Origin of the sequence: Ahrensia marina (assembly GCF_042140245.1) — a bacterium.
In the GTDB taxonomy this organism is placed as follows: domain Bacteria; phylum Pseudomonadota; class Alphaproteobacteria; order Rhizobiales; family MH13; genus MH13.
Genome location: NZ_CP159483.1, coordinates 759,743 through 780,546 on the forward strand (window position 1 = coordinate 759,743; position 20,804 = coordinate 780,546).

18 protein-coding genes are annotated in these 20,804 nt (G+C 56.7%); 16 read left to right on the forward strand and 2 right to left on the reverse strand.

Annotated elements, in window-relative coordinates; all coding sequences use genetic code 11:
• Positions 1-5: 5 nt before the first annotated feature.
• Complete coding sequence (locus ABWH92_RS03715; protein ID WP_375572259.1) at positions 6-2,312, reverse strand: NADP-dependent malic enzyme; 2,307 nt, start codon at positions 2,310-2,312, stop codon at positions 6-8.
• A gap of 183 nt (positions 2,313-2,495) precedes the next feature.
• On the opposite strand from ABWH92_RS03715, the gene mutS reads away from it, so the two are divergent.
• The 7 genes from mutS to ABWH92_RS03750 all read left to right on the forward strand — a co-directional run bounded on the left by mutS (position 2,496) and on the right by ABWH92_RS03750 (position 12,446).
• Positions 2,496-5,225 (forward strand): DNA mismatch repair protein MutS, encoded by a 2,730-nt coding sequence (gene mutS, locus ABWH92_RS03720; RefSeq protein ID WP_375572261.1) that lies wholly within the window; start codon positions 2,496-2,498, stop codon positions 5,223-5,225.
• 2 nt (positions 5,226-5,227) lie between these two features.
• Positions 5,228-8,143 (forward strand): [protein-PII] uridylyltransferase, encoded by a 2,916-nt coding sequence (locus ABWH92_RS03725; RefSeq protein WP_375572263.1) that lies wholly within the window; start codon positions 5,228-5,230, stop codon positions 8,141-8,143.
• A gap of 3 nt (positions 8,144-8,146) precedes the next feature.
• The gene (gene murJ, locus ABWH92_RS03730; RefSeq protein ID WP_375572265.1) at positions 8,147-9,733 is read left to right on the forward strand and encodes a murein biosynthesis integral membrane protein MurJ; all 1,587 of its coding nucleotides are present in this window, start codon (positions 8,147-8,149) and stop codon (positions 9,731-9,733) included.
• A gap of 56 nt (positions 9,734-9,789) precedes the next feature.
• The gene (gene trpS, locus ABWH92_RS03735; protein WP_375572267.1) at positions 9,790-10,824 is read left to right on the forward strand and encodes a tryptophan--tRNA ligase; all 1,035 of its coding nucleotides are present in this window, start codon (positions 9,790-9,792) and stop codon (positions 10,822-10,824) included.
• 148 nt (positions 10,825-10,972) lie between these two features.
• A complete protein-coding gene (locus tag ABWH92_RS03740) occupies positions 10,973-11,467 on the forward strand; it encodes a universal stress protein (RefSeq protein WP_375572269.1) in 495 nt (164 codons plus the stop codon).
• Positions 11,464-11,703: a DUF2164 domain-containing protein gene (locus ABWH92_RS03745; protein ID WP_375572271.1), complete on the forward strand. Its 240-nt coding sequence runs from the start codon at positions 11,464-11,466 to the stop codon at positions 11,701-11,703. The genes ABWH92_RS03740 and ABWH92_RS03745 overlap by 4 nt, the downstream gene beginning before the upstream one ends.
• Entirely contained in the window at positions 11,703-12,446 is a 744-nt protein-coding gene (locus tag ABWH92_RS03750) for a metallophosphoesterase family protein (RefSeq protein ID WP_375572273.1), read from the forward strand. Before ABWH92_RS03745 ends, ABWH92_RS03750 begins: the two co-directional genes overlap by 1 nt.
• A 35-nt stretch (positions 12,447-12,481) precedes the next feature.
• Here ABWH92_RS03750 and ABWH92_RS03755 read toward each other — a convergent pair whose 3' ends face one another.
• A complete protein-coding gene (locus tag ABWH92_RS03755; protein WP_375572275.1) occupies positions 12,482-12,934 on the reverse strand; it encodes an Lrp/AsnC family transcriptional regulator in 453 nt (150 codons plus the stop codon).
• 138 nt (positions 12,935-13,072) lie between these two features.
• Between ABWH92_RS03755 and hppD the strand changes: the two genes are divergently transcribed.
• From hppD to ybeY, 9 genes are all read left to right on the forward strand, one after another.
• Positions 13,073-14,191, forward strand: coding sequence for a 4-hydroxyphenylpyruvate dioxygenase (gene hppD, locus ABWH92_RS03760; RefSeq protein WP_375572277.1), 1,119 nt, complete (start codon positions 13,073-13,075; stop codon positions 14,189-14,191).
• Between the two features lie 244 nt (positions 14,192-14,435).
• Positions 14,436-14,999, forward strand: coding sequence for a NifU family protein (locus ABWH92_RS03765; RefSeq protein ID WP_375572279.1), 564 nt, complete (start codon positions 14,436-14,438; stop codon positions 14,997-14,999).
• A 137-nt stretch (positions 15,000-15,136) separates the two neighbouring features.
• A complete protein-coding gene (tsaB, locus tag ABWH92_RS03770) occupies positions 15,137-15,865 on the forward strand; it encodes a tRNA (adenosine(37)-N6)-threonylcarbamoyltransferase complex dimerization subunit type 1 TsaB (protein ID WP_375572281.1) in 729 nt (242 codons plus the stop codon).
• Between the two features lie 10 nt (positions 15,866-15,875).
• Entirely contained in the window at positions 15,876-16,412 is a 537-nt protein-coding gene (locus ABWH92_RS03775) for a GNAT family N-acetyltransferase (protein WP_375572283.1), read from the forward strand.
• A 30-nt stretch (positions 16,413-16,442) separates the two neighbouring features.
• A complete protein-coding gene (locus ABWH92_RS03780) occupies positions 16,443-16,883 on the forward strand; it encodes a Fur family transcriptional regulator (RefSeq protein ID WP_375572285.1) in 441 nt (146 codons plus the stop codon).
• Entirely contained in the window at positions 16,880-17,698 is an 819-nt protein-coding gene (locus tag ABWH92_RS03785) for a lysophospholipid acyltransferase family protein (protein ID WP_375572286.1), read from the forward strand. The genes ABWH92_RS03780 and ABWH92_RS03785 overlap by 4 nt, the downstream gene beginning before the upstream one ends.
• 91 nt (positions 17,699-17,789) lie before the next feature.
• The gene (miaB, locus tag ABWH92_RS03790) at positions 17,790-19,199 is read left to right on the forward strand and encodes a tRNA (N6-isopentenyl adenosine(37)-C2)-methylthiotransferase MiaB (protein WP_375572288.1); all 1,410 of its coding nucleotides are present in this window, start codon (positions 17,790-17,792) and stop codon (positions 19,197-19,199) included.
• A 5-nt stretch (positions 19,200-19,204) separates the two neighbouring features.
• Complete coding sequence (locus tag ABWH92_RS03795; RefSeq protein WP_375574178.1) at positions 19,205-20,269, forward strand: PhoH family protein; 1,065 nt, start codon at positions 19,205-19,207, stop codon at positions 20,267-20,269.
• Entirely contained in the window at positions 20,266-20,769 is a 504-nt protein-coding gene (gene ybeY / locus ABWH92_RS03800; protein WP_375572290.1) for an rRNA maturation RNase YbeY, read from the forward strand. Before ABWH92_RS03795 ends, ybeY begins: the two co-directional genes overlap by 4 nt.
• The last annotated feature ends 35 nt before the right edge of the window (positions 20,770-20,804 follow it).

Genomic DNA, 20,804 nt, shown 5'->3' on the forward strand with positions numbered 1-20,804 from the left:
CAGGTTTATACACTCACATTGTAGGCCGACAGCACTGCCATGTTGACGATCTCGGTATCGCGCGCGCCGAGGCGGGCAATCTGGATCGGTTTATCAAGGCCAACCAGCAGCGGGCCAATCACCGTTGATCCGCCCAGTTCCTCAAGCATTTTTGTGGCGATGGATGCCGAGTGAAACGCTGGCATCACAAGCACATTGGCAGGCGCGGTAAGGCGGCAGAACGGGTACTGCTCCATCACATCCATATTGAGCGCCACATCAGCGTTCATCTCACCATCATACTCAAAATCGACACGGCGCTTGTCCAAGATACGCACCGCTTCCTGCACCCGATCCGAGCGCTCGCCTGATGGGTGCCCAAAAGTGGAGTAGGCCAGCATCGCAACGCGCGGCTCATAGCCAAGACGACGGGCAACACCAGCAGCCTCTTCGGCGATGTCAGCCAGTTCCTCTGACGTCGGCATGTCGTGTACGGCCGTGTCGGCAATCAGCACCGTCCGACCGCGGCACAAGGCCAGCGAAGCACCAATGACGCGGTGACCAGGCTTCACATCAACAACACGGCGCACCGCTTGCAACGCCACCGAATAGTTGCGCGTGGTGCCAGTGATCATGGAGTCGGCTTCGCCCATCGCCACCATAGCCGCACCGAAATAGTTACGGTCTGTGTTCACCATGCGCTGGCAATCGCGATAGAGGAACCCTTTGCGCTGCAGGCGCTGATACAAGAATTCAGCATAGTCTTCCTGGCGACGCGAGGTACGCGCATTGGCGATGGTTAGGCCCGCCAGATCAATACCAGCCTCTTCAGCGACACGTTTGATTTCATCCTCACGGCCAACCAAAATCGCCTGTCCGAGGCCCTGATTGGTGAACGAAACAGCAGCGCGCATCACCTGCTCTTCTTCGCCCTCTGCAAAAACGACGTGCTTTTGCAGGCGTTTGACTCGCTCATAGATGCGGTTGAGAACGCCAGCCACAGGATCACGTCGGGCGGAAAGCTGGGCGCGGTATTCGCCCTCATCGACCACCGGGCGACGGGCAACACCGGAGTCAACGGCAGCTTTGGCAACCGCAGCTGGGATCGCTGCGATCAGGCGCGGATCAAAGGGAACGGGGATGATGTAGTTCGGCCCAAACCTCGGCCGAGCCCCCTGATAGGCTGAGGCCACCTCATCGGGTACGTCTTCGCGTGCCAACTCGGCAAGCGCGTTGGCTGCCGCGATTTTCATGTCATCGTTGATCGTTGTCGCTCGCACATCCAACGCACCACGGAAGATGTAAGGAAAGCCAAGAACGTTGTTGACCTGATTGGGGTAGTCCGATCGACCTGTTGCAACGATGGCATCATCACGTACTTCGGCCACTTGCTCTGGTGTGATTTCTGGATCGGGGTTGGCCATCGCAAAGATGATCGGATTGTCGGCCATGGTCATCACCATGTCCTGCGTCAGCGCGCCTTTGACTGAGAGGCCGAAGAACACATCGGCGCCCTTCACAGCTTCTTCCAATGTCCGGTCTTTGGTGGCCACCGCATGGGCTGCTTTCCACTGATTCATCCCGGCTTCGCGGCCCTGATAGATCACGCCCTTGGTGTCGCAGAGCGTGATGTTTTCTGCTGGCATACCGTAGGCTTTGATCAGCTCAATGCAGGCGATGGCTGCAGAACCTGCACCATTGCAGACAAGTTTGGTGTCTTTGATGTCACGGTTGGTGAGGTCCAACGCATTGATGAGGCCCGCCATCGCGATGATGGCTGTGCCATGCTGATCGTCATGAAAGACCGGTATATCCATCTCTTCGCGCAGACGGCTTTCAATGATGAAACAGTCCGGGGCTTTGATGTCTTCCAGATTGATGCCGCCAAACGACGGGCCGAGATGCTTCACCGCATTGATGAACTCTTCCACATCGTCGGTGTCGACTTCCAAATCGATGGAATCGACATCAGCAAAGCGCTTAAAGAGCACCGCCTTGCCTTCCATCACAGGTTTGGAAGCGAGCGCGCCAAGATTGCCAAGACCCAAGATCGCCGTGCCATTCGAAATGACTGCAACCATGTTGCCACGCGAGGTGTAGTCAAAAGCAACATCTGGGTTGGCGGCAATAGCCTCCACTGGCACCGCTACGCCTGGCGAATACGCCAACGACAAATCCCGCTGCGTGGCCATGGGTTTTGTGGGGACAACTTCCAGTTTTCCAGGGCGGCCTTGGGCGTGAAAATCAAGCGCATCTTGATCGGTGATCGCTGGGCGTTTGCTGCCAAATGTACTGCGAGATTTGTGCGGATCTTTGATCGGTTCTTTCGCCATTGGCGCGCGTTCCTACCTTGAAAGTCTTGTTTCTTGTTGTTGGTGGGCACGGACCTTAGGAGTGGTTGGCGCGAAGAGGAAGTGCAGTGCAGCAAAAAACCGGAAGCTTTCGCCCAAAGGCTATACACGGCTTTCGGTACGGCGGGTTGTGGTGTTTGACCGCCCATTTGCTAGAAAAGACCCATGGACGCCGCCACACCTCCTTCCAGCGCAGACGCGAACACTGCCACCATGCCCGATACGGCCGGTGCAACACCCGTTATGGCGCAATATCTGGAGATCAAAGCGGCGAACGCGGACAGCCTGCTTTTCTTCCGTATGGGGGACTTTTACGAGCTGTTCTTTGATGATGCGGCCATTGCTGCGCAGGTGCTTGGCATCGCCCTTACCAAGCGCGGCAAGCATCAAGGCCAAGACATTCCGATGGCCGGTGTTCCCGTGCACGCCGCCGACGATTATCTGCAAAGGTTGATCGCTGCGGGAAACAAAGTTGCCGTTTGCGAACAAATCGAGGACCCGGCAGAGGCCAAAAAGCGTGGCTCGAAAGCGGTGGTCAAACGCGACGTCGTGCGGCTGGTCACGCCTGGAACCTTAACCGAAGACACGCTTTTACCACCACGCGCCTCCAATTGGTTGGTGTCGCTGGCTCCAGATGCGGGTGGTCAAACCATAGGTATGGCTTGGCTTGATCTTTCCACCGGCACGTTCCGTTTGAGCGCTATGGAAACTGATCGCATCGAGGCAGAACTTGCTCGCTTGGCACCAGCGGAGACACTCTATCCCGACACAATTGATCCCGACGGACCTCTTCAAGACGCGCTTCACCGATTGGGTGGCGCACTGTCGCCGCAACCTGGCGCTGTGTTTCACGGTGGACAGGCCGGCGAGAAAGTCGCCCGTGCCTTTGGTGTCGCATCAGCTGACGCGTTCGGTGAACTCTCACGATGTGAGCTGCGCGCAGCATCAGCCCTGATCGGCTATGTGGAGCGCACACAAAAGCAGGCTTTTGCCAGTCTACAGGCGCCGCAACGCGAGCGTTCGGGCGGCACCATGGCCATTGATGAAGCCACACGCGCCAGCCTTGATTTGGTGCGTTCACGCTCTGGTGAAAATGCCACGACATTGCTGAGTGCCATTGATGCCTGCGTAACGTCTGCTGGAACGCGTCGGCTGGCAGACCAACTGTCTGCGCCTTTGACAGACTTGGGCATCATCAGCGACCGTCACGATGCCATCGCATGGTTGGCGGACGACCCGGCCATTCGCGCCGATATCCGCACAAGCCTCAGGGGCGCACCAGATATCTCACGCGCGCTGTCACGGGTCATGCTTGGTCGGGCCGGGCCACGCGATTTGGTCGCGATGGGTGCAGCGCTCGATCAGGCGGGTATGGTTCATGACCTGCTTGGTGAGGAACTGCCGTCTCTTGCCGCAGAGGCCAGAAAAGCACTTGCTGAACGCCCTAACGCGCTTGCTGGGCGTTTGGTTGACGAGCTGTCCGATAGCCCGCCCTTGCTCGCCCGTGATGGCGGTTTTGTCGCTGAGGGCATTGATCCAGATCTCGATGCGGCGCGATCTCTTCGCGATGATGCACGCAAAGTGATTGCCGGGCTGCAATCTACCTACAGTGCCCAAACGCAGGCCAAGTCGCTGAAAATCAAGCACAACGGCGTGCTTGGCTATTTCATCGAAGTGCCCACGCTACAAGCTGGCCCTTTGCAGGATCAGGCGGAAACCTTTTTTCACCGCCAAACCATGGCCAATGCCATGCGGTTCTCCACCAAGGAACTTGCAGAGCTCGAAGCGAAGATCGCCAGTGCAGGCGCGCGAGCGGTAGCGCTCGAAGTGGCACGCTTTGAGGCACTGTGCGAGGCGGTGAAAGACAACCGGCTCGCTATCCAAGGCGTGGCTGATGCACTCTCAACACTTGATGTCGCTGCCGGACTGGCGGAAACAGCGGTGCGCGAAAACCATGTTCGCCCGCAGATGCGCGATGATCAAAGCTTCGCGATTGAGGCGGGTCGCCATCCGGTGGTTGAAAAGGTGATGAAGCAAGACGGCAAAGAACGCTTTGTTGCCAATGATTGCGCCTTGGATGATGGCGCCGTTCACCTGGTTACCGGCCCCAATATGGGCGGCAAATCCACCTTTTTGCGGCAGAACGCCTTGATTGCAGTCTTGGCGCAGGCGGGCGCTTTTGTGCCTGCGACCTCGGCCACCATCGGCATTGTCGATGCGTTGTTCAGCCGTGTCGGAGCTGCCGATGATCTGGCGCGTGGGCGCTCCACCTTCATGGTCGAGATGGTGGAGACGGCAGCCATCTTGCACCAAGCCAGCCCGCGCTCCCTGGTGATTCTTGATGAAATAGGTCGCGGCACGGCCACCTATGATGGGCTTTCAATTGCTTGGGCGTGTGTGGAGCATTTGCATGATCAAAGCCAATGTCGCGCACTCTTCGCCACGCACTATCATGAACTAACTGTGCTAGCTGAACGTTTGGACCGGGTCGACAATCGCACCCTGAAGGTCAAAGAGTGGGAAGGCGATGTGATCTTTCTGCACGAGGTGGTGCCAGGTGCGGCAGATCGTTCCTACGGGCTCCAAGTGGCCAAGCTTGCCGGTCTGCCATCACCGGTGATCGCACGGGCCCGTGCGGTTCTTGATCACCTGGAGACACGCCAAGACAGTGGCGAAAGAGCCTCCAGCGATGACGGCTTGTTTGAGGGTCTTCCGCTCTTTTCCGCTGCAAAACCGGTCGCTGCCAGCACAGAACCAACGCCAGAGCAGATAGAGGCAGCGGCTCATGCCAAGCTTTCGGCGCTTTTTGAAGGGCATGACCCGGACCAAATGACCCCACGCCAAGCGCTCGATTTCGTCTATGATCTTGCCAAACAGCTGAAAGATTCCGCCTGATCATGCCTGCCAGACGCCCCCGCACAATGCCCAAATTGGTACGCCGCGATGATGCTCCGCCGCTTTTGGACAGTGAAACGCTCTATGTGGAGATGCGCGACACGATCGAAGAGGCTGGCTCCTACGATGATGCGCACGCCCGGCTGATCCCCATCGTAAAAGCCGCTGTCGTGCACATCCTGCAGACGGCCGAAGCACTGCTTTTAGAGGATCGCGGTGGCCTTGCGTGCGCGCAACGTCTTTCTCTGGCCGAAGACACGCTCATCAAGACGCTCTATCGTGTGGTGACTGAATACCGCTATCCCCTAGTGAACCCCTCGCAAGGCGAACGCATTACGGTCTGTGCGGTCGGTGGCTATGGCCGTGGCACGCTTGGGCCCCAATCGGATATCGATCTGCTCTTTTTGCGGCCCGCCAAGCAGACACCTTGGGGCGAGCAGGTGGTCGAAAGCTTGCTCTATTTCCTTTGGGATTGTGGTTTCAAAGTTGGTCACGCCACCCGCACTGTGGATGAATGCGTGAAGCTTGCCAAAACGGACATGACCATCCGTACTGCCTTGCTTGAAACGCGCTTCATTCTTGGCGATCAGCCGCTGTTCGAAACCTTTCAAACCGCCTTTCAAGACCAGGTGGTGAAAGGTTCAGCTGCCGAGTTCGTGTCCGCCAAACTCGGTGAGCGCGATGGGCGTCACAAAAAACAAGGGTCATCGCGCTACGTCGTCGAGCCCAACGTGAAAGAGTCCAAAGGCGGGTTACGTGATCTCAACACGCTGTTTTGGATCGGCAAATATGTCTACCAAGTCGACACCGAAGCCGAATTGGTCACCAAAGGTGTTTTCACGCGGCGCGAATACAACGCCTTTGTCAAAGGCAGCGACTTTCTCTGGGCTACCCGCTGTCACATCCATTTCTTGATGCGCCGTCCTGATGATCGTCTGTCGTTTGATCTCCAGGGCGATATCGCGCAGCGCCTAGGCTACACCGACCATCCAGGCATGCAGCCGGTGGAACGCTTCATGAAGCACTATTTCTTGGTGGCCAAAGATGTTGGTGACCTGACGCGTATCCTGTGTGCACGCCTTGAGGAAAATGAAGCCAAGCAGACACCGATCCTTGATCGGATGCTAGGACCGCTGCGTCGCCGCAATGTGAAAAAGCTGCCGGCCAACAGTGACTTTGTGGTGGACACATCGCGCCTGAATGTCGCGCGCGAGACGGTGTTTTCAGAAGATCCGGTCAACCTTCTGCGTTTCTTTCAGCTGGCCGACAAATACGGGCTGGCGCTGCACCCCGATGCCACGCGACTGGTTACCCTGTCGCTGAAGCTGGTCACACCGGCCTTGAAAACCGATCCGGATGCCAACGCGATTTTCCTGGAGATTATCTGCTCAAAAAATAGACCTGAAGCAACGCTGCGCCGCATGAATGAAACCGGCTTTCTTGGTCGGTTTGTGCCTGATTTCGGCAAGGTCGTAGCGATGATGCAGTTCAACATGTACCACCACTATACGGTGGATGAGCATCTGCTGCGCACCGTTGGCGTCCTTGCGCAAATCGAAACCGGTCATCTGAAGGAAGAGCACCCGCTTTCTGTTGTTCTGTTGCCAACCATCCAGAACCGGCGGGCCCTCTATGTGGCTCTGTTTCTGCACGATATCGCCAAAGGCCGCCCACAGGATCACTCAACCGAAGGCGCGAAGATAGCCCGCCGCCTCTGCCCGCGTTTTGGCCTATCCCCTAGTGAAACGGCTTTGGTGGCTTGGCTGATCGAAGACCATCTGGTCATGTCGATGACCGCGCAGTCGCGTGATCTCTCCGATCCAACCACCATCGAGACCTTTGCCGCCCGTGTCCAAACGTTGGAACGGCTGAAGCTGCTGCTCATTCTTACCGTCTGCGATATTCGCGCGGTCGGTCCAGGCGTTTGGAACGGTTGGAAAGGTCAGCTTCTGCGCACGCTCTACTATGAAACAGAGATCATCCTGACCGGCGGTCACTCTGAAGGCGCACGTGAACAGCGGGTTGCAGGGGCGCAGTCCATGCTGTTCGAAGCTCTGCCGGATTGGAGCGAGGATGAACGCAAGACGTATGCCGCCATGCATTACGCTCCCTACTGGCTGCGAACTGATCTGGATCGCAAAATTGCTCATGCGCATCTGATCAAAGATGCTGACGAAGCAGGAAAAGCCTTTGCCTCACTGTCGGCAGTGCACAGTTTTGAGGGTGTGACAGAGATCGTGCTTTATACACCCGATCACCCACGTCTTCTTTCCACCATTGCAGCGGCGTGCGTGGCTGCCAAAGCTGATATTGTCGGTGCGCAAATCCACACAACGTCAACTGGTAAGGCGCTTGATACCATCCTCATACGGCAGGAGTTCGAGCAAGAAGCTGATGAGCGGCGGCGGGCCGATCGTATTGCCGCCACGCTGGAAAGCGCCATGACGGGTGATGTTCATCTGCCACCGATGATGGCCGAAAAAGGAAAGGCAAAGGGACGCGTCCGCGCCTTCAAGGTGCCTGCCGAAGTGATGATCGACAATCAGGGGTCGGAGCGTTTCACAGTGATCGAAGCGGCTGGACGCGACCGCCCCGGCCTGTTGCACGATTTGGCAAGCGCACTATCGGATCTTTCCCTCGACACGCATTCAGCCCATGTGGCAACCTTTGGCGAACGGGCGGTCGACGTCTTTTACGTGACCGATCTGATGGGTCAAAAAGTCACCAGTCGCGCCAAGCTGAACACCATTAAGCAGAGACTGGAAGAGGTCTTGGGTGGGACGCCAGCCAAACCGCGGCCAGCTGCCTTAGCGCGTCGTGGTCGCGGCAACACGGCTGTGCCGGAATCCTCAGAACATGCACCATCCACACCCGCGCCGCGTCCTGCTCGGCGTTCCAAATCCAAAGCCCGCACGTAGCCGATGAGTTTGCTGCGCAATTTTGCAACTGTTGGCGGTGCAACGCTGACCAGCAGGGTGCTTGGGTTCGTTCGCGATATTCTCATGGCGGCGGCTCTTGGCACCGGGCCAGTAGCTGACGCCTTTGTGGTTGCGTTCCGCTTTCCCAATCTTTTCCGCCGTTTGTTTGCCGAAGGGGCCTTTAACTCTGCCTTTGTGCCGCTCTTTGCGCGCACGTTGGAAGGCGACGGCAAGGAGAGCGCTAAAGCATTTGCCCAAGAGGCAATGGCCGGATTGCTGACCGTTCTAGCTTTGGTGACCGCTGTCGCCATGATTGCGATGCCGATCCTCATGCTGGTACTTGCGCCAGGTTTCATCAGCGATTCAAACAAGTTCGATCTGACGGTTTTCCTCACGCGGATCACCTTTCCCTATCTGACGCTTGTCTCCATTTTGGCTTTGATTTCTGGCGTTTTGAATGGGCTCGGACGCTTTGCAGCGGCGGCTTTTGCGCCGACACTTCTGAATGTTGTCCTGATTGGTGTGTTATGGGTACTGCTTGCCGCTGGTTTGGCCGGTGAAGCTGAAGCCGGTATCTGGCTCGCCATCGGCGTTGTGATAGGCGGGTTTGCGCAGCTCGCGATGGTGATCGGTGATCTGCACCGCGCGGGCTTCTTGTTAAAGCTTGTGCGCCCGCGCTGGTCGGATCGCATGAAACGACTGGTTTCCCTCGGTGTGCCTGGGGTGATCGCTGGTGGTATCACGCAAATCAACATCGTGGTTGGGACCATGATTGCCTCGCTTCAGGCGGGCGCGGTGTCCTTGCTCTACTACGCCGACCGGCTCTACCAATTGCCGCTCGGTGTGGTCGGTATCGCGATTGGTGTGGTGTTGCTGCCGGAATTGTCACGACGTTTGAAAGCGGGTGATGACGATGGTGTGAAGGATGCAAGCGAGCGATCGCTAGAGTTTGCCATGCTGCTCACCCTGCCAGCTGCAGTGGCGCTGGCTGCGATACCAATTCCTTTGGTTTCGGTGCTTTTTGAACGCGGTGCTTTCGGAGAGGAAGCACGCCTTGGAACCGCAGCGGCCTTGCAAGCTTTCGCAATCGGTCTACCGAGCTTTGTTTTGATCAAAGTGTTCTCACCGGCCTTCTTTGCCCGCGAAGATACCAAAACGCCGATGCTCATTGGTGGTCTCTCGGTCGCGGTTAACATTGCCTGTTCGTTGGCGCTGTTCCCGCTTATCGGCCATGTCGGGATAGCTCTGGCCACGAGCATCGCAGGCTGGGTTAACGCATTGGTTCTTTACTACCTCATTGCCAAACGGGGCTATTGGCATTTGGAGCGCGCACTTCTGTTGAAAGTTGCAATCCTTTTCGCGTGCGCCATCGCGATGGGTGCGCTTTTGATCAGTCTGGCAGGTGTTTTGGAGCCGCAACTCGTGGTTACCGCCCCGCTTTGGGTGCGTGTCATTGCGCTAGGCGCACTAGTGTTTGCCGGTATCATTACTTTCTTCGGACTTGCACACGTAACGGGTGCGGCGAAGCTTAGCGAAATGAAACGGTTGTTGACGCGCAAACCTGTCGCCAACGATGGCCATCTTGATTAGGGGCTGAAGACCCGCGATAAGGCGGGCCGCTTCTCAATCAAGCAGGACATACCGTCATGAGTGAACCATCTGGGACCCCAGCTGGCACGACCTTCGAACCACGCGTCTTTTCTGGTGTTCAGCCTTCTGGTCAGCTGACGCTGGGCAACTATCTTGGTGCGATACGCAATTTCGTGCCGCTTCAAGACACACATGACTGCATCTACTGCATGGTGGATTTGCACGCGATCACGCAATGGCAAGACCCGACAGAGTTGGCACACGCAACACGCCAGGTAGCGGCGGCGTTCATGGCAGCCGGGGTAGATCCGGACAAGTCCCTTTTGTTCAACCAGTCGTTGGTTCCTCAACATGCCCAGCTTGGCTGGGTGTTTAACTGCGTTGCGCGTGTCGGTTGGCTCAACCGGATGACTCAATTCAAAGAGAAGGCTGGGAAGGATCAAGAAAACGCAAGCGTCGGTCTCTATGCTTACCCGACGCTTATGGCAGCCGATATCCTCCTTTACAAAGCGACCGCCGTGCCGGTTGGTGAAGACCAGAAGCAGCATTTGGAACTGACCCGCGATATCGCGCAGAAGTTCAACCACGACTGGGGCAAGGAGGTCTTCCCGATAACCGAGCCACTGATTTTGGGCGATGCCACGCGTGTTATGAGCCTGCGTGACGGGACGAAGAAGATGTCAAAGTCTGATCCGTCGGACCTTTCACGCATCAATCTCACCGATGACCGCGATACCATTGCCAAGAAATTCAAAAAAGCGAAGACTGATCCCGAACCGTTGCCAGAAACCGTTGAAGGGCTGGAAGGCCGACCCGAAGCGCAGAACCTGGTCGATATTTTTGCTGCATTGGCCGACATCTCGAAAGAGGATGTAATCCTTCAGTTCGGCGGCAAAGGTTTCGGAACGTTCAAGCCAGCTTTGGCGGAGGTTGCGGTTGGAAAGCTTGGACCGTTACGCGACGAAATGGAACGTCTTCTGTCTGACCCAGCGGAGATTGATTCGATCCTTCATAAGGGCGCACAGCGAGCGCAGGCCGTGGCTGCACCGGTGCTTGATGAGGTCTACGATGTTCTTGGACTGGTCCGCTAACAACAGACCTTGCGCTGAGCCAACGTGATTGACATCTTGATCCCGGCGTACGCGCTCCGACCTGTTGTTGGCCATTTGTACGTTGTTGGTTCGTGCACACGCGCTTCAGGTCAGAGCCCGACCGCTTGTACGATGGCAGGAGACTCCCATGCTGAAGGCCCGCCGCGCCTTTGATGAAGGCCACCAGCGCAAGTTTCTGGTCATTCTGGATGATACACCTGAGTGCGAGCGTGCGGTTGTCTATGCAGCACGCCGGGCAGAGCGAACCGGCGGTGGGCTTTCAATGCTCTATGTCGTACCGCCGTCTGAGTTTCAGCACTGGCTGGGCGTGGAAGAGATCATGCGCGCCGAAGCACAGGCAGAGGCCGATGCAACCGTCGATCGCTATGTTGGCCTACTGCGCGCGCGCGGGCTGTCGCTGACGCCGGAACGCCTGGTGCGAGAAGGCACAGCGTTGGAAGAGATCACCCAGCTCATTCATGATGATGAGGACATCGCGATCCTGGTGCTCGGAGCAGGGCTTGGCAAAGAGGGGCCGGGGCCCCTGGTCAGCGCCATTGCCGCACGCGGCGGCGGGTTTCCAGTCCCAGTGACGATCGTTCCAGGCGATATGGACGATGCAACAATCGAAGCGATTGCATGACCAAACTTGATCTTTCGCCAGAAAGACGTGCCGAGCTGGTCGTAAGGCTCCAGGCCTATTTTTCCGATGAGTTTGATGAACCCTTGAGCGCCTTTCGCGCTGAGGAACTGCTCACCTTCATGCTGAAAGAGCTGGGACCTTCACTCTACAATGCCGGTATCCAGGATGCGCGGGCTTTTCTCTCTGACAAGCTTGATGATCTCGACATCGAATTTTCCCTTGATGAGGGTACGTGATGCGCTTTGCCGCTCTTGCCGACATTCATGGCAACGCGTTGGCACTTGAAGCTGTTCTTGCTGATCTTGAACGGCAGGCCATCACCGACGTTGTCAATTTGGGCGACGTGCTTTCTGGTCCCCTCGACCCGCACACTGTCGCCGAGCGACTGATCCCGCTCGGTTGGCCAACGGTGCGTGGCAATCATGATCGCTACCTTCTTGAGCAAAACCCGTCACAGATGGGGCCAACCGACGCCGTAACCCACAAAGCCCTAGCGCCTGCTCATTTCGATTGGTTGCGTACGCTACCATTCAGTTTGGTGCCTTTTGAAGGCGTGTTTGCCTGCCACGCGACACCACTGACCGACGAGCGCTATTGGATGGAGCGGGTTGAACCTGACGGCATGATCCGGCAGGCGACCTTGGCGGAACTGCATGCTGAGTTGGATGGCTTTTCTTCAGAAGCACGTCTTCTTCTTTGCGGGCACACACACATTCCGCGTTTGGTTCGACTGTCCAGCGGCGCTCTTCTGGTTAATCCGGGCTCGGTGGGTTGTCCTGCTTATGATGATGTCGTGCCCGTACCTCATGTCATGCAGACAGGAACGCCCAACGCCAGCTACGCCATTCTGCAAAAAACAAACGGTGTTTGGGACGTTACCTTTCGCTCAGTTCCCTATGATCACGATGGCGCTGCCGCCCAAGCGCGCGGCTACAACCGAGAGAGCTGGGCAAAGGGGCTGGAAAGCGGCTGGCTCTGACGAGAGTCGTGGTCCGCCATCAACACATCTGCGCCTTACACCGGAAGACTGTTCGTCTCTTTCAACGTTTGAAGAGAAACAGCTGTTCTCACCTGCTGAACCGCGGGATGAGCAAGAAGCTTGTCGTTGATGAACTCTGACAGTGACTTCAGGTCCTTGGTGACGATTTTGACGTAATAATCCATGTCACCGGTCATGGCGTGGGCTTCCATCACTTCAGGCAGGGCCGCAAACAGGTCACGGATGCGCTTGGAATTGTCCTCACTGTGCGTGGCCAGCGTGACGGAGATAATGCTGGTCAATCCAAAGCCTGTTTTTTCGCGATCCAACTTCGCGTGATAGCCGGTGATCAATCCCTCCTCCTCCAGCTGTGCACGCCGACGCGAACACTGTGAGGGTGAGAGCCCAACGGTTTCAGCAAGGTCATTGTTGGTGAGTCTGGCATCGCGTTGCAGCGCTGCAAGAATTCTTCGATCACTATCGTTCATTTCTCATTTCCATGCGCTTTATTGTTTCTTGATGCAAGTAATCTGCATAGATTCTTGAATCTGTGAATGATTTGCAAGAACCTTGCATCGCTCCCGTGATATCGTTGGCCTTCAAAAAAATGATACGGGAGAACTGCTTTGGGTCCGTTTCCACACGATGCGCCTGCCGCACAGATCACACCGACCAACCCTGCCGGCACCGATGGGTTTGAGTTTGTCGAATTTGCGCATGCCGAGCCGGAGAAGCTCGACGTTCTGTTCACGCAGATGGGCTACACGCCCGTCGCGCGCCACAAAACCAAAGCCATCACGATCTGGCGGCAAGGCGACATCAACTATGTGGTGAATGCGGAGCCTGGCAGCCATGCCATGCGTTTTGTGGATAAGCATGGGCCCTGCGCGCCATCAATGGCCTGGCGGGTTGTCGATGCGCAGCACGCCTTCGATCACGCCGTTGCCAAAGGCGCTACACCTTACCTGGAAGATGATCGCACACTGGATGTGCCTGCCATTGTCGGCATTGGCGGCTCGATCCTCTATTTCGTCGACCAGTATGGCGAAAAGGGCTCAGCCTATGATGCTGAGTTCGAGTGGCTCGGCAAACGCGACCCGAAACCCGAAGGTCTCGGCTTCTACTATCTCGATCACCTCACCCATAATGTTTATCGCGGCAACATGGACACCTGGTGGGACTTCTACCGCGAGTTGTTCGGCTTCACTCAGATCCATTTCTTCGACATTGAGGGCAAGATGACCGGGCTTGTCAGCCGCGCCATCACGTCGGCCTGTGGCAAGATTCGCATTCCGCTCAATGAATCCACCGACGACAAAAGCCAGATCGAAACCTATCTGCACAAATATAAGGGCGAAGGCATTCAGCACATCGCTGTCGGCACCGAAAACATTTATGACGGCACCGACAGCCTGGCCGAGAATGGCCTACGTTTCATGCCAGGCCCACCAGACACCTACTACGAGATGTCACAAGCACGGGTGAACGGTCACGGTGAGCCGATTGAGCGGATGAAAAAGCATGGCATCCTCATCGATGGCGAAGGCGTGTTTGATGATGCCGATGGCGACCGGATGACCAAGATCTTGTTGCAGATCTTCTCAAAAACAGTCATCGGCCCGATCTTCTTTGAGTTCATTCAGCGCAAAGGTGATGAAGGGTTTGGCGAAGGCAACTTCCGTGCACTGTTTGAGAGCATTGAGGAAGAACAGCTCCGCACCGGTGAACTGGTGGTGGACGCCTAGACATTCCGCTCTTCCTTTGGCTTGAGCCTGTTCGTTGCCTTGAGACTGGTGATCAAGCCATCAGCGCGTGGGACTTTGCCCCAAAACTCAACTTAGAACCTTTCCAAACTAGTGCTTTTGCGCCATAACAGGTCTCAAAGAACGCCCCGAACGAAAACGTTTTGAGAAAGCGGTCGAGCGGGGCGTGACTTTGTGGTGGATCGCCCCCATATGAGGGTTAGCGCCATCCCGTTTGGAGGTTTTCATGTTCATTCAGATTGAGTCGACGCCAAACCCTGCGACGTTGAAATTCCTGCCCGGCAAAACTGTGCTGGAAGAAGGCACGCTTGATTTCCGCTCGTCTACGGGCTCCGAAAAATCACCACTGGCGCAGCGCCTGTTCGCGATTCCCGGCGTAACCGGTGTTTTCTTCGGTCAGGATTTCATCACCGTCACGGCCGATGTGGAAGACTGGTCTCACATCAAACCTGCAATCTTGGGTGGGATCATGGAGCATTTCGTCACCGGGATGCCCATCCTCGTTGAGGATGCCGAAGAAGCCGATGAGAATGATGGCTCTGAGTTCTTTGCTGAGGACGACCGTGCCATGGTTGATACGATCAAAGAACTGCTTGAAACTCGCGTTCGCCCTGCTGTTGCGCAGGACGGTGGTGATATCACCTTCAAAGGTTTTCAAGACGGCGTGGTCTATCTGAATATGCGCGGCGCTTGCGCAGGATGCCCATCGTCCACCGCGACGCTGAAGAACGGCATTGAGAATCTTCTGCGGCACTTTGTGCCTGGCGTTGAAGAAGTACGCGCAAGTTAACGCAGACAGACCAACGTCTCGACCTTGCTATTGTTTCCCTGCCGGAACAGATGGTGCGAAAGACTTTGCACCATCGACGCGTGATTAGAGGTTTCCCCGACTGCCCGTATCGGCCTTTGCCCGCCTAGGTAGAAGGCATGTCGACTGAACCTCCCATGCCTTCCGAAACGTCCCACCTGATTTTGACCCTTGATACCGCTGGCCCAGCCTGCCAGGCGGTGGTTTCTGATGGGCCTGGTGTCATCAGTGCACAGTCCGTTGCGATGCTGCGTGGTCATGGGGAGGCACTGGTCCCGATGATTGAGCAGGTGCTGACCGACGCTTCGATCACCTATGACGACCTGGATCGCATTGGCGTCACGGTCGGACCAGGATCCTTCACCGGCATGCGGGTTGGATTGGCCGCAGCCCGCGGATACTCAGCGACGCTCAATATTCCCGTGGTTGGGATTGGCACGCTTGAAGCCATGGCGCGGTCTGATCAACGTGAGAGTGGTATCAATGCGGTCCGATGCGTTGCCATCGATGCCCGCAATGGGTTGGTCTACGGCCAGCGTTTTAGCGCTGACGGTGTGGCGCTTGAGCCCGCCAATGTGATGGCCGATTTGGTTTTTGCCGCATCTGTGACCAACGGTGCCCGCCTGGTTGGCCCGGCAACCTCGATCATTGCCGCCTTGGCCCGTTCAGCAGGCAAGCGCATTACCCTTGGTGACACAGCGCAGGTACCGAGCGCTGCGGCATTGGCTGAGCTGGCCGCCATCGGTGACGTAACCGAGAAACCCAAACCGCTTTATCTCAAACCGGCCGACGCCATAGCCGCCAAACCCGCCGGGTTACGTATTGGACTGGACACCAGCGCGGTGTAACCTTCAACGCATGTCGCAGTCTTCCACGTTTGATGATTGGTACCACTGGGCCGTTGATCCGCTACGCGCCAGCGTTAGCCGATTGCGGATCGTCGAGGATGCAAGCGCAGAAGACGCAGAAGCTCTGGCAGACCTGCATGATGCGGCCTTTCCCATCGGCTGGAATGCTCAAGACCTTTCAAGCCTCATCGACGATCCTGCTGTCACAACACGTATGATCCGACCGCTCAGTTGGTTTGGCCGCGGTCCAGTGGAGGGTTTTGTGATGGTGCGCCAAGCCAGCGACGAGGGCGAAGTGCTGACATTTGCTGTTGCGCAACACTGCCAAGGTCGTGGCTATGGGACCAGACTGCTGGATGACGCTCTGATGGCGCTGCGCCAAAAAGGGGTGCGCGCAGTGTTCTTGGAGGTTGCTGATGGCAATGAGAGCGCTATCACGCTCTACAGGCGACGCGGATTTGCGCAAGTTGGCGAACGGCCCGCCTACGCCACCTTGGCCGATGGATCGAAGGGCCGCGCGCTTGTCATGCGCCGCGAATACGGGTAGCCAGCCGGGCACCGGTTTGATGGAGTTCTGATGCCGCAAAACGCTCGCCATCCTGACGTGCCGCTGGAAGATTTGTGCGCCCAGCGGGGCATGCGCATGACCGATCAACGCCGTGTGATTGCGCGGGTGATTGATGCAGCCGATGATCACCCTGATGTGGAAGAGCTTTATGCGCGCGCGTCGGCCATTGACGCGAACATTTCCATGTCGACGGTCTATCGCACAGTGAAGCTGTTTGAAGAATCCGGCATTGTCGCCCGGCTTGATTTCGGTGATGGCCGTGCACGGTACGAACAGACACCGGATGAACATCATGATCATCTCATCGATGTGACAACCGGCAAAGTGATCGAGTTCTCAGATCCCGAAATTGAAGCTTTGCAGGAGAAGATCGCCGAACGGCTGGGGTTTAAGCTTGTCGATCATCGGCTGGAATTGTTCGGACGGCCTTTAAAACGAGAACAATCATGATGGCCGATCTGCACCCAGGTGAGCGGCCACGCACCTGGGACATCGTTCGCGCAACGATCAAGATGATCCCACTGATCATCGCGCTCATCGTGCTGGCGCCCTTGCAATGGCTGGCCAATCTGTTGCGGTTGAAAGCTGTTTCTTCTCGTTTGCCCATCGCGTTCCACGCCATCGCGCTTTGGTGCATGGGCGTTCGGGTGCGCTTTGAAGGCGAACCCTTGGCCAAGGGGCCGGTGGTGCTGGCTGGCAACCATGTGTCCTGGCTTGATATTGTGATGATCGGAGCGCGTGGACGGTTTCGCTTCATCTCCAAAGATGATGTGGCTGACTGGCCTGTGTTTGGAACGCTTGCCCGGCTGCAAAACACGCTTTTCGTGAGCCGCACGCGCAAGACCGACACCGGCAAGATGACCGACACCATGCGTGAGGCGCTTGCCAACGGCGATCGGCTGGTGCTGTTTGCTGAGGGCACGACCAGCGATGGCGGACAGGTGCTGCCGTTTCGTCCTGCCCTGTTTGGCGCACTGGTCGATGAGGCCAAAGATGTGATGGTTCAGCCCTTCACGATTGCTTACCTGCGGCGCGATGGTCTGCCAATATCGCGTGGCCAACGGGCAACCTTGGGCTGGTATGGTGATCTTGATCTGTTGCCGAGCCTGCTCGATATCATTCACGGTGGTCCGCTGGATGTGGTGATGGTGCTCGGTAAGCCGATGAACGTTGCCGAAATTGGTGGGCGTAAGCGCGCAGCCAGGGCCATGGAAGAGACAGTGCGGCAAACGCTGGCCGTCAAGTTGCGCGGGCGCGATAGTTAGAGCCAACCTGTGATGGTTCGAACCCTAGGCGGAGCAGCGTTTTTTCGCTAAAGACCGCCGATCCAATCCCTTTTTAGGTCACCGCACCCGCATGAGCTCGAACAAACCCCTCGCCACCAAAAAGGTCTTCATCAAGACCTATGGGTGCCAGATGAACGTTTACGATTCTGATCGCATGGCCGATGCGCTGGCACCGGCTGGCTATGCGGCGACCCAGGATCAGAACGATGCTGATCTCATCCTGCTCAACACCTGCCATATCCGCGAAAAAGCTGCGGAGAAGGTCTATTCAGAGCTTGGCCGTCTTCGCAAAGTGAAGGGCGAGCGCGCAGCTCTGGGCAAGGAGACGATGATTGGTGTTGCTGGCTGTGTGGCGCAGGCTGAGGGCGAAGAAATTGCCCGGCGCGCCGACGTTGTGAACCTGGTTGTTGGCCCTCAAAGCTATCAGGCCCTGCCTGACATGGTCGCTCGCGCCAGCCAAGGCGAGCGCGTGGTCGTCACGGAGTTTCCTGACGAGGACAAGTTTGATGCCATTGGCATGACGCCAAAAAAGGTGCTTGCCAGCCGCGGACCGACTGCCTTTCTGACCGTGCAGGAAGGGTGCGATAAGTTCTGCACCTTCTGCGTGGTGCCTTACACACGTGGCGCTGAGGTTTCACGCGATGTGGCAAAAATCTTGGGCGAAGCTCGCGCCATGGCGGAAGCTGGGGTGCATGAAATCACCCTGCTTGGCCAGAATGTGAATGCCTATCATGGTTTGGGGCCAGACGGTGAGCCTTGGTCTTTGGCGAAGTTGCTTCACGCACTCGCCGAGATCGATGGTCTCTGGAGACTGCGCTACACCACAAGTCATCCGCGCGACATGGATGATGATCTCATCAATGCTCATCGCGATCTGCCGCAGGTGATGCCTTACCTTCATCTGCCAGTGCAGTCAGGTTCAGATCGGATCTTGAAAGCGATGAACCGACGTCACACGGGCGATGAATACCGCCGCCTGATCGACCGTATCCGCCAAGCACAACCTGATTTGGCATTGTCAGGCGATTTCATCGTTGGGTTCCCTGGTGAAACCGATCAAGACTTTGAAGACACGATGCAGCTGATCCGCGATGTCGAGTATGCGGCCGCGTTTTCGTTCAAATACTCACCGCGCCCTGGCACACCTGGAGCGTTGATGGACGATCATGTGCCGGAGGATGTCATGACGCAGCGCCTGCATGCACTTCAGGCCCTTATCACCTCTCAACAGCAGGCGTTTCAACAAAGCCGCGTCGGCCTCAGCTTCCCAGTTCTTTTTGAGAAGAAGGGACGCAATCCAGGTCAGTTGGTTGGGCGCTCGCCTTGGCTACAACCGGTCAATGTGCAGGCGCCAGACTCCATGTTGCGGACAATGCAAACGGTCACAATTACGCACACTGGCACAAATAGTTTGTTCGCAGACCTGACCGAATCGGGTCAAACTTCCACTGTTGAACCGCTCTTGGAGGCCGCCTCTTGAACGATATCACCGAGACCCAACCCCCCGTGGAAGGTCACGCGTCTGATTTGGCGCACATCGTGGTGGAGTTCGATGACAACCGGCTGGTCGGTGATCTTTACGGTCAGTTTGACCAAAATCTCGCAATCATTGAGCACAAGCTCGGTGTTGATGCTGCTGCACGTGGCAACAAGGTTTCCATCAAAGGCACGCCTGATGCCTGCGCACTTGCTCGCCAGGTGTTGGACAGTCTGTATCAACGTTTGCAGCAAGGGCACACGCTGCATCCAGGCGATGTGGATGGCGCGGTGCGTATGGCAGAAACAGCCTCAGCGCAGTTGAACTTGCCTGATATCGAACCTCGCGGTGGCAAGCTGGCCTTGGCAACCATCGGCACACGCAAGAAAACCATCACCGCCCGCAATCCCGCACAGGACGCATACATCCGCGCGCTGGATCGGGCGCAGCTTGTGTTTGGGACTGGCCCAGCCGGTACCGGTAAAACCTATCTGGCGGTGGCTTATGCCGCTGCCCTGCTCGAGCGCGGCGATGTTGAACGAATGATCCTGTCGCGCCCCGCGGTTGAAGCCGGTGAGCGTCTTGGGTTTCTGCCGGGTGATATGAAAGAAAAAATCGATCCTTATCTGCGCCCACTTTACGATGCGCTCTACGATATGATGCCTGCTGACAAAGTGGAAAAAGGGCTGCAAAATCAAATCATTGAGATTGCACCCCTGGCCTTCATGCGCGGACGTACACTTTCCAATGCGGTGGTGATTCTAGACGAGGCGCAAAACACGACCAGCATGCAAATGAAAATGTTTCTAACGCGGCTTGGTGAAGGATCGAAGATGATCGTAACCGGAGACCCTAGTCAGGTCGATTTGCCCCCTGGCCAAGTGTCCGGTTTGGCCGAAGCCTATCGGATGCTCCGTGATATCGATGACATCGTGCACTTGAAGTTTCGAGCGGAAGACGTTGTGCGTCATCCCTTGGTCACCAAGATTGTCACCGCCTATGATGACGCGGCACGGCGGCGCGTACGCGCAGCCGCCGAACGACAAGCTCCTCTTCTAGGCGGAGACCAGTGAACCCATCCATTGATTTGGTGATTGAGGCTGGCGATTGGCCTGACGAGGCCCTGCTGACCAGTTGGTTTGAGGTGGCCATTCAAGGCGCCGCATTGACCACCGACTTCAACCTGCGTCACGGCGAAATCAGTGTCGTTCTGACCGATGATGCGGCCATGCAAGCGATCAACAAAGAGCATCGCGGCCAAGACAAGCCAACCAACGTGCTTTCGTTTCCAGCGCTTGAATCATCGATGCTTGCTGGGCTGGATGGTAAGCGCCCATTTTTGCTCGGCGACCTTGTTTTCGCCCTGCAAACGGTGAAGAGGGAGGCCGAGGCTGGCCAAATCAGCCTTCACCACCATATGAGCCACCTGATTGTTCATGGTTTTTTGCATCTTCTGGGCTATGATCATGACCAAGATTTGCAGGCAGAGGCTATGGAAGCGCTGGAAACGCGCATTCTAGCATCGCTTGGTATCGCCGATCCTTATCGGAACGGTGCGCAAACGAACGTGTAACAAGGATCGCAGCTGGCAAAATCAGCTGCACGCTG

Bases quoted from the DNA above. Each gene is read 5' to 3' on its own strand.
- ABWH92_RS03775 (WP_375572283.1), top strand. From the start codon at position 15,876: ATGTCGCAGTCTTCCACGTTTGATGATTGGTACCACTGGGCCGTTGAT.
- ABWH92_RS03750 (WP_375572273.1), top strand. From the start codon at position 11,703: ATGCGCTTTGCCGCTCTTGCCGACATTCATGGCAACGCGTTGGCACTT.
- mutS (WP_375572261.1), top strand. From the start codon at position 2,496: ATGGACGCCGCCACACCTCCTTCCAGCGCAGACGCGAACACTGCCACC.
- tsaB (WP_375572281.1), top strand. From the start codon at position 15,137: ATGTCGACTGAACCTCCCATGCCTTCCGAAACGTCCCACCTGATTTTG.
- trpS (WP_375572267.1), top strand. From the start codon at position 9,790: ATGAGTGAACCATCTGGGACCCCAGCTGGCACGACCTTCGAACCACGC.
- ABWH92_RS03740 (WP_375572269.1), top strand. From the start codon at position 10,973: ATGCTGAAGGCCCGCCGCGCCTTTGATGAAGGCCACCAGCGCAAGTTT.
- miaB (WP_375572288.1), top strand. From the start codon at position 17,790: ATGAGCTCGAACAAACCCCTCGCCACCAAAAAGGTCTTCATCAAGACC.
- ABWH92_RS03765 (WP_375572279.1), top strand. From the start codon at position 14,436: ATGTTCATTCAGATTGAGTCGACGCCAAACCCTGCGACGTTGAAATTC.
- ABWH92_RS03715 (WP_375572259.1), bottom strand. From the start codon at position 2,312: ATGGCGAAAGAACCGATCAAAGATCCGCACAAATCTCGCAGTACATTT.
- ABWH92_RS03725 (WP_375572263.1), top strand. From the start codon at position 5,228: ATGCCTGCCAGACGCCCCCGCACAATGCCCAAATTGGTACGCCGCGAT.
- ABWH92_RS03780 (WP_375572285.1), top strand. From the start codon at position 16,443: ATGCCGCAAAACGCTCGCCATCCTGACGTGCCGCTGGAAGATTTGTGC.
- ABWH92_RS03755 (WP_375572275.1), bottom strand. From the start codon at position 12,934: ATGAACGATAGTGATCGAAGAATTCTTGCAGCGCTGCAACGCGATGCC.
- ABWH92_RS03785 (WP_375572286.1), top strand. From the start codon at position 16,880: ATGATGGCCGATCTGCACCCAGGTGAGCGGCCACGCACCTGGGACATC.
- murJ (WP_375572265.1), top strand. From the start codon at position 8,147: ATGAGTTTGCTGCGCAATTTTGCAACTGTTGGCGGTGCAACGCTGACC.
- ABWH92_RS03745 (WP_375572271.1), top strand. From the start codon at position 11,464: ATGACCAAACTTGATCTTTCGCCAGAAAGACGTGCCGAGCTGGTCGTA.